General features: G+C 58.6%; 10 protein-coding genes. 5 read left to right on the forward strand and 5 right to left on the reverse strand.

Annotated elements, in window-relative coordinates:
* Positions 1 to 169: 169 nt before the first annotated feature.
* The 4 genes from LIY45_RS00100 to pcaC all read left to right on the forward strand — a co-directional run bounded on the left by LIY45_RS00100 (position 170) and on the right by pcaC (position 4,269).
* Positions 170 to 1,465 carry an MFS family transporter gene (locus tag LIY45_RS00100; protein WP_063032788.1) on the forward strand — a complete coding sequence of 432 codons (1,296 nt, stop codon included), beginning with the start codon at positions 170 to 172 and terminating at the stop codon, positions 1,463 to 1,465.
* 49 nt (positions 1,466 to 1,514) lie between these two features.
* On the forward strand, positions 1,515 to 2,879 hold the full coding sequence (locus LIY45_RS00105; RefSeq protein ID WP_226474920.1) for a 3-carboxy-cis,cis-muconate cycloisomerase: 1,365 nt from the start codon (positions 1,515 to 1,517) through the stop codon (positions 2,877 to 2,879).
* 10 nt (positions 2,880 to 2,889) lie between these two features.
* Positions 2,890 to 3,681, forward strand: a complete 792-nt coding sequence (gene pcaD, locus LIY45_RS00110; RefSeq protein WP_226474921.1) for a 3-oxoadipate enol-lactonase — start codon at positions 2,890 to 2,892, stop codon at positions 3,679 to 3,681.
* A gap of 189 nt (positions 3,682 to 3,870) precedes the next feature.
* Positions 3,871 to 4,269: a 4-carboxymuconolactone decarboxylase gene (pcaC, locus tag LIY45_RS00115; protein ID WP_226474922.1), complete on the forward strand. Its 399-nt coding sequence runs from the start codon at positions 3,871 to 3,873 to the stop codon at positions 4,267 to 4,269.
* 33 nt (positions 4,270 to 4,302) lie between these two features.
* On the opposite strand, the gene LIY45_RS00120 is transcribed toward pcaC, so the two are convergent.
* The 5 genes from LIY45_RS00120 to LIY45_RS00140 form a co-directional block, all read right to left on the reverse strand.
* The gene (locus LIY45_RS00120; protein WP_226474923.1) at positions 4,303 to 5,856 is read right to left on the reverse strand and encodes a M91 family zinc metallopeptidase; all 1,554 of its coding nucleotides are present in this window, start codon (positions 5,854 to 5,856) and stop codon (positions 4,303 to 4,305) included.
* Between the two features lie 118 nt (positions 5,857 to 5,974).
* The gene (locus tag LIY45_RS00125) at positions 5,975 to 6,874 is read right to left on the reverse strand and encodes a polysaccharide deacetylase family protein (protein ID WP_226475252.1); all 900 of its coding nucleotides are present in this window, start codon (positions 6,872 to 6,874) and stop codon (positions 5,975 to 5,977) included.
* A 131-nt stretch (positions 6,875 to 7,005) separates the two neighbouring features.
* Positions 7,006 to 8,130: a hypothetical protein gene (locus LIY45_RS00130; protein WP_226474924.1), complete on the reverse strand. Its 1,125-nt coding sequence runs from the start codon at positions 8,128 to 8,130 to the stop codon at positions 7,006 to 7,008.
* Between the two features lie 175 nt (positions 8,131 to 8,305).
* Positions 8,306 to 9,556, reverse strand: coding sequence for an OprD family porin (locus LIY45_RS00135; RefSeq protein WP_226474925.1), 1,251 nt, complete (start codon positions 9,554 to 9,556; stop codon positions 8,306 to 8,308).
* A 68-nt stretch (positions 9,557 to 9,624) separates the two neighbouring features.
* Entirely contained in the window at positions 9,625 to 10,011 is a 387-nt protein-coding gene (locus tag LIY45_RS00140; RefSeq protein WP_226474926.1) for a hypothetical protein, read from the reverse strand.
* Between LIY45_RS00140 and LIY45_RS00145 the strand changes: the two genes are divergently transcribed.
* On the forward strand, positions 10,010 to 10,495 hold the full coding sequence (locus LIY45_RS00145) for a hypothetical protein (protein WP_226474927.1): 486 nt from the start codon (positions 10,010 to 10,012) through the stop codon (positions 10,493 to 10,495). The genes LIY45_RS00140 and LIY45_RS00145 overlap by 2 nt on opposite strands.
* Positions 10,496 to 10,550: the final 55 nt, after the last annotated feature.

Here is a 10,550-nt window from a genome sequence, read left to right on the forward strand (position 1 = left end):
ATTTATCGCCGGCAAGCCAGCTCCCACAGGGGAATGCATTCCAAATGTGGGAGCCGGGCTTGCCCGCGATGAGGCCGGCCCAGGCAACAAATATGCAAAAGTCTGCTTGCGGAACATGGTTGTTGCAAAGTATGTCTAGGCTATAACCGTTCCCACTGAGTGAAAAAACATGACAACAAAAACCAGCCACTACACCGGAGAAGAACGCAGCAAAAGGATCTTTGCGATTGTCGGTGCCTCTTCCGGCAATCTCGTCGAATGGTTCGACTTCTACGTCTATGCCTTCTGCGCCATCTATTTTGCCCCGGCGTTTTTCCCGTCGGACGACCCCACCGTGCAACTGCTCAACACCGCCGGTGTGTTCGCCGCCGGCTTCCTGATGCGCCCCATCGGCGGCTGGCTGTTCGGCCGGGTCGCGGATAAACATGGTCGCAAGAATTCGATGATGATCTCGGTGCTGATGATGTGCGCCGGCTCCCTGGTCATCGCCTTTTTGCCCACCTACAAAGACATCGGCGCCTGGGCCCCGGCCTTGCTCCTGGTCGCGCGGCTGTTCCAGGGCCTGTCGGTAGGCGGTGAATACGGCACTACCGCTACCTACATGAGTGAAGTGGCCCTCAAGGGCCAGCGCGGCTTCTTTGCTTCGTTCCAGTACGTGACCCTGATCGGCGGGCAACTGCTGGCGGTGTTGGTGGTGGTGATCCTGCAACAGATCCTCACCGAAGATGAACTGCGGGCCTGGGGCTGGCGGATTCCGTTTGTGATCGGCGCCATTGCGGCGGTGATCTCGCTGTTGCTGCGTCGTACCCTGAAAGAAACCACCAGCAAGGAAATGCGTGAAGACAAGGACGCCGGCAGCATTGCCGCGCTGTTCCGCGATCACAAGGCCGCGTTTATCACCGTGCTCGGTTACACCGCCGGCGGTTCGCTGATTTTCTACACGTTCACCACCTACATGCAGAAGTACTTGGTGAACACCGCCGGGATGCACGCCAAGACCGCCAGCTACATCATGACCGGCGCGCTGTTCTTCTACATGTGCATGCAGCCGGTGTTCGGCATGCTGGCGGACAAGATTGGCCGCCGTAACTCGATGCTGTGGTTCGGTGCCCTGGGCACGCTGTGCACTGTGCCGATCCTGTTGACCCTGAAAACCGTCAGCAGTCCGTTCCTGGCCTTTGTGCTGATCACCCTGGCCCTGGCCATCGTGAGCTTCTACACCTCCATCAGCGGCCTGGTGAAAGCCGAGATGTTCCCGCCACAAGTGCGTGCACTGGGCGTGGGCCTGGCGTATGCGGTGGCGAATGCGATCTTCGGTGGTTCGGCGGAATACGTGGCCTTGGGTCTCAAGTCCATGGGTATGGAGAACACCTTCTACTGGTACGTCACGGCGATGATGGCGGTGGCTTTCCTGTTCAGCTTGCGCTTGCCCAAAGAGGCGGCGTACTTGCACCACGATCTGTAACCGGCTGGCGCATGCCCATTGTCGGGTATGCGCCACCTAGGGATGTTTTATGACGATGCGCACGAGCAACCAACTGTTCGACGCCTACTTCACTGCCAACAGCATGGCCGAAGTGTTCTGCGACCAAGGGCGCTTGCAGGGCATGCTGGATTTCGAAGCGGCACTGGCCCGGGCCGAGGCCCAGGTCGGGTTGATCCCGCAAGCGGCCGTCGCGCCGATTGCCCAGGCCTGCCTGGCTTCTCTCTACGACGTGGATGCCCTCGGCGAGGCAATTGCCACGGCGGGCAATTCGGCGATTCCGTTGGTCAAGGCCCTTGGCAAATTGATCGCCGGCGAAGATGCCGGCGCCGAGCGTTATGTGCATCTGGGCGCGACCAGCCAGGATGTGATGGACACCGGCCTGGTGCTGCAACTGCGCAGCGCCGTCGAGCTGATCGAACATGACCTGGCACGGTTGGGCGAGATCCTGGCCGCGCAGGCCCAACGCTATGGGACAACCCCCTTGGCTGGCCGCACCTGGTTGCAGCATGCAACACCGGTCACCCTGGGCATGAAGATCGCCGGCTGGCTCGGCGCGGTCACCCGCAGTCGGCAGCGCCTGAGTGAGCTCAAGCCGCGTTTGCTGGTGCTGCAATTTGGCGGTGCTTCGGGAACCCTGGCAGCCCTTGGCGAACAGGCGATGCCGGTGGCACAAGCGCTGGCGGCGGAGTTGCAACTGGGCCTGCCGGAACAACCCTGGCACACCCAGCGCGATCGCCTGGTGGAGTTTGCCTCGGTGCTCGGTTTGATCGCCGGCAGCCTCGGCAAGCTGGGCCGCGACATCAGCCTGCTGATGCAGACCGAAGCGGCGGAAGTGTTCGAACCGTCGGCACCGGGCAAAGGCGGCTCCTCGACCATGCCCCACAAACGCAACCCGGTGGGCGCCGCCGTGCTGATCAGCGCCGCCACCCGCGTGCCGGGCCTGGTGGCGACGATGTTCAGCGCCATGCCCCAGGAGCACGAACGCAGCCTGGGCTTGTGGCATGCCGAATGGGAAACCTTGCCGGAAATTTGCCGGCTGGTATCCGGTGCGTTGCACCAGGCGTTGCTGGTAAGTGAAGGTCTGGAAGTCGACCCCGGGCGCATGGCCCAGAATCTGGACCTGACCCAAGGCCTGGTACTGGCTGAAGCGGTCAGCATCGTCCTCGCCCAACGCCTGGGCCGCGAGACCGCGCACCATCTGCTGGAACAATGCTGCAAACGCGCCGTCGCCGACGGGCGCCACCTGCGGGCGGTGCTGGGGGATGAACCCCAAGTGACTGCCGAGCTTTCGGCGGCCGAACTCGATCGCCTGCTGGACCCGGCGCACTACCTGGGCCAGGCACACACCTGGGTTACCCGGGCCGTGGCCGAACATTTTGCTTTGATTGCCTGAGGAGGCTGCTGTGGGATGTGTACAACTCGCCGATGGCGAACTGAACTACCAACTTGATGGCCCCGAAGACGCACCGGTACTGGTGTTGTCCAACTCCCTGGGCACCGACCTGCACATGTGGGACATCCAGATCGAGGCGTTCACCCAGTACTTCCGGGTGCTGCGTTTCGACACCCGCGGCCACGGCAAATCCCTGGTCACCGAAGGCCCCTACAGCATCGAGCAGTTGGGCCGTGACGTACTGGCGCTGCTGGATGCACTGGAAATCGAGCGCGCGCATTTCTGCGGGTTGTCCATGGGCGGCCTGATCGGCCAGTGGCTGGGCATCCATGCGGGTGAGCGTTTGCATCGGTTGGTGGTGTGCAACACCGCAGCCAAAATCGGCACGCCCGAGATCTGGAACCCGCGCATCGAGATGGTCCTGCGCGACGGTGCGGCAGCGATGGTGGCCCTGCGTGACGCATCGATCGCGCGCTGGTTCACTGCCGACTTTGCCGAGGCTCACCCTGACCAGGCCACGCTGATCACCGACATGCTGGCAGCGACCAATCCCCAGGGTTATGCCGCAAACTGCGCGGCCGTGCGAGACGCGGATTACCGTGAACAAGTGTCGTCGATCAAGGTGCCGACCCTGGTGATTGCCGGCACTGAAGATGCGGTCACACCGCCTTCTGGCGGGCACTTTATCCAGGAGCACGTGAAAGGCGCCGAGTACGCCGAGTTCTACGCCGCGCACCTGTCCAACGTACAGGCCGGTGCGGCGTTCAGCGACCGTGTGCTGAAATTTCTGCTCGCCCGCTGAGTATCGCTGAACCCTGTGGTGAGGGAGCTTGCTCCCGTTGGGCTGCGTAGCAGCCCCTGAGCAGCTGCAACCCAACTATTTGTAAAACCCTGCAGCGGCCTCACTGGGGCCGCTGTGTGACCCAACGGGAGCAAGCTCCCTCGCCACAGGTTATGTGCCTGTTGTCAAAAGTTGCATGAGGAGCTTTTTGTGGACGAGAAACAACGTTATGCCGACGGCCTGCAAGTGCGCCGCGAAGTGCTGGGCGACGCCCACGTCGACCGCAGCCTCAACGCCCTGACCGAGTTCAACAGCGAGTTCCAGGAAATGATCACCCGCCACGCCTGGGGTGATATCTGGACCCGCCCGGGGCTGCCGCGGCATACCCGCAGCCTGATCACCATCGCCATGCTCATCGGCATGAACCGCAGTGAAGAGCTGAAGCTGCACCTGCGGGCCGCCGCGAGTAACGGCGTGACCCGTGCCGAAATCAAGGAAGTGCTGATGCAGAGCGCGATCTATTGCGGGGTCCCGGCGGCCAATGCGACGTTTCACCTGGCCGAGTCGGTGTGGGATGAACTGGGGGTTGAGTCGCGGGAACAGGCGTGATTTGCGCCTGCTCCTTAATTCATGGGGTCAGGTCTACGGTTTCTCGTCGACGCTTTTTCGTAATGGAACACGCATTTCTTGTCTCAGGCCGTTTTCGGTGAATGGCCGTGGGTTGGTGGTGGTCGGCGGGGTCTCAGGATCCCCGTCAAAGTCGAAGGGGTCAGCTACCGTTGGCAGGCCAATTGCCTGACGCTCAAGGTCTTCCTCAACGTGTTTTTCATACGGATCCAGCGCGGTTGAGCCCGGTAACGAAGTGCCGGTGGCACCATTAAACGCGTGGGCCATTTCATGATAAAGGCCGATGATTGGGTTACCGACGTTGGACGCAAGGGAAGGGTTGTAGATAATCGTTCCACGGTCAGCAGTGGCTCCGGGTTTACCATCCGTTATAAAACCCAGCTCTGAAGGTGTCAGTGAATTGACATCGCCGCCTTTCTCAAGATACTCCTGGATCGCTTTGTTGTTAAAGGCATAGTTCATGTCGTCTCGGGTGTTCAACTCACGAATGGTGATGGGCGCGTTGTTCTGTCGGGCCAGTTCGTCAGCCTTCTTCAAGCCTTGTTGGCCGGTAGGCGACATTCTCAAGAGCTCCAGGTCGTCTTCCACGCGCTCTTTGAATTCGGTGGAGCCCACGACTGAATAACCTGTTTTGCCAGCGTCGCTGGGATGTACGTCAAACCTGCGTGAGTGGCTCGTGCGGGTCACGTTATCTGAAGGTTTGGCGTAAATAACGGTGTTGTCGTGGTAGGCGTTGACATTGTTTTTGTCCCTGCCGGTATAGATGACGGCACTGCCCAGCGTGGTGATCCGATTTTTACCGCCGTTACCGTGTATTACCGAGTGGCCGCTTTTGGAAATTATGGAATCGTTTCCCTTACCAGCGTCCATATGCATCACACGTTCGGGCGGTCCGTCCAGGGCGAGAAGCCAGTCATTTCCTTCACCGCCATAAAGCGCGCCACTGCCCGTGCCCGCGACCAATACGTCGTTGCCACCTTCGCCCGATGCAACCCCGTTGTCGCTGCCCAGGAGGATAACGTCATCCCCGGATCCGCCCCTGATCTGTGTGGGGCCGCCTCCGGCACGGGCGTAGTCATTGCCATCTCCCAGGTTGATCCTGATAGGTGTGGTGACCTCAGGGGCGACCACCACACTGTCGTTGCCACCGTGTGTCTTGACGTGCAGCGGTTGGTTTATTTCGAGGTCGGGGCGGTTGAGCAATTCGATTAGGTAGCGTTTACCGTTGACGGTGACGAGTAACTTGCCGTCGGGGGCTCCGGTGATCTTTACCGTGTCTGATCGGTTGCCTGTTTCCAGTACGATTTCGGTGAACACTACTTCCACTTCGCCGTTTTGATTGGCTGAGAATTCATATTCCTGGGAGATCTTTACGTTTTGGTCTTGATACAAGACTTCGCTGTTGATGTAATTTTTTTGTCCGAGTTGGAACTCGGGAGAATATCGGGAAGCGTTGGTGAACGCTCGAGAATCAGGGGTTTTGTATTGGATCTGAATGGGCGGTTCTGATGGCGGTAACGAACTACGGGTGTAGTTCATCGGGTTAGGCGCGTGCGGAGAAATATTCATACCAAAACCTCAATCATTCTTTGTGAGAGCCTTTTGGTTGGTTTGAAGAGAAGGGCAGTTCCGCAGTAGGAAAAGTCGAATGCTGTCGCGATATTTCGTGCTTGAGCCGGGTTCAGATTCAATGCGAGTCAGCGTCCCACACCCAGTTCCACACGCCGGGCAGATGCACCACTTCGTCGGCGTTCTTCACCGTGCGGGCCATGGCCGCCCGCTGCAAGGTTGCCCGGTCGGTATAGAACGGCTGCTGGGCGACGGGCACGCCGTTGATGCGCGCGCTGTCCATCAGGATCTGCAGGTATTCCTTCAAGTGCCAGGCGGTGTAGCGGTTGATGTCGTGGAAGGTCACCACCACGGGGATCACGCCGTCCACCGTCGGCAACTCACCCCGTGCGATGCGTTCGCGCAGCACTGACAGTTGGCGGATCAGGTTTTCCCGGCGACGCGGGCTGCCATTGAATACCCAGATCACGCCATCGTTCGCGCTCAGGTCCGTGAGCAATACGTGCAGGCCATGTTGCTGGTAGGCGGCGAAGGTGCGTTTGTCGTAATTCCAGAAGGGTGGGCGCACCAGTGTGGGCGGCTGGCCGGTGATTGACTCAAGGGTCGACGAGCCGAGGCTGAGGTAGTGCTCCAGTTCCACCGGGTTCTGCGAGCGATGATTGCTGTGCCATGGGGTCGCGGTGTGGAACGCCAGGATATGGCCGGCCGCGTATTCGCGCTCCATGGTCTTGCGACCCCGCGGGTTGCCGCCGGAGCGGGGCGCCTCGGTCTGCAAAAAGAACACCGCCTTGATCCCCGGCTGTATCGGGTTGTTTGCCAGGTCTGCCATCACCGAGCGGCTCGGGTTCATAAAACCCGAGGCGCTGGGGCCGTCATCGAAGGTCAGCAAAAAGCGGATCGGCGCCTCGGTTTTCAAACGCTGTTCGGTCTGCGGTGTCAGGGCCAAGGGCGGACCGATGCAACCGCTGAGGCTCAGGGCCAGGAGCAGTAGAGCCGATACGGCGGCGAAGGGTTTCATGGTGTACGGCGGACTCGAAAGACGTTGGCTGCGGGTTTCGGTCATCCATGACACGCGCGCACCATACAGCAAGTTCGTCGCAGTTTTTAGCCAGGCTGACGAGCGCACACAGCCCGGCCATTCAGGCAGTTTTAAACAGGGTTGTAGTTCTGGTTTCTATATTGCTGGTCCTGCTTCGTTTCTTGCGGGCCGGAGACAAATCCACCGCCGGTATAAACCGTGCCCGACTTGTCCGCGCCCAAGTTGATATAGGAGAAGTTTTTAACGTTTGAGTCGATGGTGACGTGAGCTTCGCCTTTCTGTGTCTGTAAAAACAATCGCGAACGTCCGGTAGGGTCATTTTTGACCGGCAGTAAAAAATTTTCTCCATTGATGTCGGCTATTAATGAGCCATCGTCGGCAGCACTGATACGAACGTTGTCGTCACCATCACCCGTTTGGATTTGTGTGACGCCGTCGCCGGGATGGTCGGAGTATTTGTTTTGATCGTAGCTGATGGTGACAGCGTCGTGCGTGAATACCTTGCTGTCACCCTCTTGCTTCATCTGGGAAGCCACCGGGATAGCGTCTGACGCTTTTTTGTCAGAGGATTCAGGTGCGGACGTGTAGCCATTTCGGCCTGATACACGATGATCATCATTGAGGCTGATCTGCGTTTCGAACCAGATATTTTTGGCGATATTTACCTTATCTTTTTCCCCGCCATTGGTATTTATTTCAAGTAGCCCAGCTATTGCACCCACGTTTTCGATGGGGAGCGCGTAGGCTTTTCCATTGATTTCAGCGACGACACCTCCAGACTGAAGTGTCTTTATCTCGATGTGATCGTCCTGATGGCCCGTTTCGATGGTGACCTTGTTTCGCGGGGTAGGCGTGCCGTTGAAGCTTCCCTGGTGCATGGGCGACGAGGTTATTTTGACATTGCCATTGTCAAATTCGTGGGTCACGGGGGCTCCACTCGCAGATCTCGGCACGTTGACAAGATCGGTCCAAACGAATTCGTTGGCGCGGTACTCGTTACCGGGTGGTGTGACAGCGGGTTTAGCGGGAGGTGGGGCCGCGTCGTACTTGTGTTGAGTGAAGTGACTGGAAGAGTTGGACCGGTGCCGTTGGCGCTGGCAAGTTTCCTTGTTGTGGGTCGGCTCCTGATGGGCGCTCTGGTGGTGTGAGGTGCTTGCTGTATGTTTTTCGTCCAGTTTTTGTCGCCAGTCATTCCAGGAGAATGAACTTGGATTGCCTGAAGTTACTGTTGTCATAGTGTTGCTCCATCTTGCAAACATTAAGTGAAGTGTTGGTCGGAACAGATTGTTATTGGTGCAACGATGGAGTTGGTTCATTTGGGGTTGTGTCATTTTCCTACCGACCGTAGGGAAAAATTTTTGAATAGTTAAGCGTTTTCCCAGTGAAGTCACAACCATGGAGCTTCCAGCATTAGAGCAAGGAGATCGGGTAACTGACGATCAACCGGTTTTCATCAAACTCATTGTTGTTGTAGTCCCGGCGCATGCTGGAATTGCGCCAGCGCACATTGAGGTCCTTCAATGTTCCGCTCTGCACTACATAGCCCACTTCACTTTCCCGTCCCCATTCCCTGCCGTCGGTCACCGTGCCGCTGTGTACGTTGCTGCCGCTGATATAGCGGTTCATCACGGTCAGGCCTGGAATGCCCAGGGCGGCGAAGTTGTAGTCGTGGCGCAGCTGCCAGGATTTTTCCCGGGCGTTGTCGTAACTGGCGTTGTAGCTGTCGTTGGCCAGGGTGCCACCGCTGGTGCCGTTGACCCGCATCCAGGCGCTGTTGCCGGTGAGTTTTTGCAGGCCCACATAGAAGGTGTTGCCGCCGTATCGGGCCGAGAACAGTCCGGACCAGGTCTTGTTGTCGAGGTCGCCGGCGCGGGCGCTGCCGTCGTCCTTGCCGTAGAAGAACCCGAGGTTGGCGCCCAGGGTCCAGGCGCCCACGGGCTGGCTGTGGATCAGGTTGAGGTATTGCTGGCGGTAGATGTCCTTGAGCTGGGCGTTCCATACGCCGATCTGGGTGCGTTTGTCGTTGAAGGTATATTCGCCGCCCTGGAAGTTGAAACGGTCGGAGGTGAAGGCGGCTTTTCCGGACATCGACAGGTCGGTCATGCTGCTGTCGTCCCGCGGGCTGTTGGCGCGGAACTGGCCGCCATAGAGGGTCAGGCCGTCGATCTCTTTGGAGGTGATCTGGCCGCCGCGCAGGGTTTGCGGGAGTGAGCGACCATCGTCGGAGCGCAGGATCGGCAGCACCGGCATCCACTCGCCGACTTTCACTTCGGTCTTCGAGATTCGCGCCTTGAACGCGACGCCAAGGCGCCCGAAGTTATCGGCGGGCTCGCCATCACGGTCCAGCGGCAAGAGTTGTGTACCGCCGGTGCCGCGTCCGCCATCGAGCTTTTGCGAGTACAAACCGAGCACGTCCATGCCGAACCCGACGGTGCCTTGGGTGAAGCCGGACCTGGCGTCGAGGATGAAACTTTGGGTCCACTCCTGGGCGCCGCCCTGGGCCTTGGTCGGGTTGGTGAAATTACGGTTGAAGAAGAAATTGCGCAAGTTGAGGTTAGCGCTGGCGTCTTCGAGAAACCCATGTTCTTCGGCGAGAACGGGAAGGGCGAGACTGGCGACAGCGGTCGCCAGCAGTAGCTGGCGCGGGTGAACGATGCTCATGGCGTTAGACCTGTTGTTATTGGGGTTATGCAGGTGCGGGCCATGGTGCGGGGCGGCGTGGGCGCGTTTCAATTGGGGTAAAGCGGGTTTTGGGCGATGATCGAACGCAGTTGCGCGGCCGGTCGCCGGGGAAGGGCTGGCCGGTTTTTTCGCAGTTTTACAGGCGGGAGGCGGTAAGGCTGGTCCAGGGAAAAGCGGGGAGGTATTTCTGGCAGGCGAAGGGGGTCGCTACCATAACGATCGTCGAACAGTTCGATGATCGACACGCCAAAGGTCCCGCCACCGAGCACCAGGAAGGAGGTTTCCTTGTCCCGCTGGAACCGACGCTCAACTGGTCTGTACCTGTGATTTCTGCCAGTTGTTGAAAGTGAAGTGGGGGGGTAGCTTGAGGGCCGGAAGGTGATTTGGATGTCCTCCCCGATCCATTCACGTTTTACGAGCAGGAGCGGCGTCATGGATTTCAAGTGGAACAAAGAGACGAAGAAAATCGAGGGTGTTGAAAATCAGCGTGCGACAACCGGATCCATGGAGTTGGTGGTCGAAGCCCCGGGCCAACGGCCGCATATTCTGAAATCCCACAGAATGACTATTGGGTACCAGGGACCGTCAACCATAGTGGAAACCCACTTCGGGCCGGGTGAAGACGCATCAAACTTGTCTTTGGTGTTTATCAAACCTCTGGCTGCCGACACGGCTTATCTCATCGGTAATCCTTTTGTAGGAGAAGATGCAGACGTCTTTGCTTCTTTCAATTACGTCGATAAGGGAGGTGGCACGGGTAGTGGCATTGGTGGAGGACTTCTCCAGGTCAATGACTATTTTCAGAACGGCCAAAGACTGAGTATCGAGGGCCGTTTTCGCTTTCACTATAACGTTCCCGATGGCACTGTTTCGGTCAACTGTGAGTCGTTCAACCTCGAACATACGCAGGATGAGTAGGCGTTGCGTGAGCCAAAAAAAGCCCACCATGAAGGTGGGCTTTGCGTTTCAACTG

The organism is Pseudomonas sp. MWU16-30323 (assembly GCF_020515595.1).
GTDB lineage: Bacteria > Pseudomonadota > Gammaproteobacteria > Pseudomonadales > Pseudomonadaceae > Aquipseudomonas > Aquipseudomonas yamanorum.

What these genes read in the sequence shown, in the direction of transcription:
- LIY45_RS00100 (WP_063032788.1), top strand. Translation starts at nt 170, where the DNA reads ATGACAACAAAAACCAGCCACTACACCGGAGAAGAACGCAGCAAAAGG.
- LIY45_RS00105 (WP_226474920.1), top strand. Translation starts at nt 1,515, where the DNA reads ATGACGATGCGCACGAGCAACCAACTGTTCGACGCCTACTTCACTGCC.
- LIY45_RS00120 (WP_226474923.1), bottom strand. Translation starts at nt 5,856, where the DNA reads ATGAATATTTCTCCGCACGCGCCTAACCCGATGAACTACACCCGTAGT.
- LIY45_RS00125 (WP_226475252.1), bottom strand. Translation starts at nt 6,874, where the DNA reads ATGAAACCCTTCGCCGCCGTATCGGCTCTACTGCTCCTGGCCCTGAGC.
- LIY45_RS00130 (WP_226474924.1), bottom strand. Translation starts at nt 8,130, where the DNA reads ATGACAACAGTAACTTCAGGCAATCCAAGTTCATTCTCCTGGAATGAC.
- LIY45_RS00135 (WP_226474925.1), bottom strand. Translation starts at nt 9,556, where the DNA reads ATGAGCATCGTTCACCCGCGCCAGCTACTGCTGGCGACCGCTGTCGCC.
- LIY45_RS00145 (WP_226474927.1), top strand. Translation starts at nt 10,010, where the DNA reads ATGGATTTCAAGTGGAACAAAGAGACGAAGAAAATCGAGGGTGTTGAA.
- LIY45_RS00140 (WP_226474926.1), bottom strand. Translation starts at nt 10,011, where the DNA reads ATGACGCCGCTCCTGCTCGTAAAACGTGAATGGATCGGGGAGGACATC.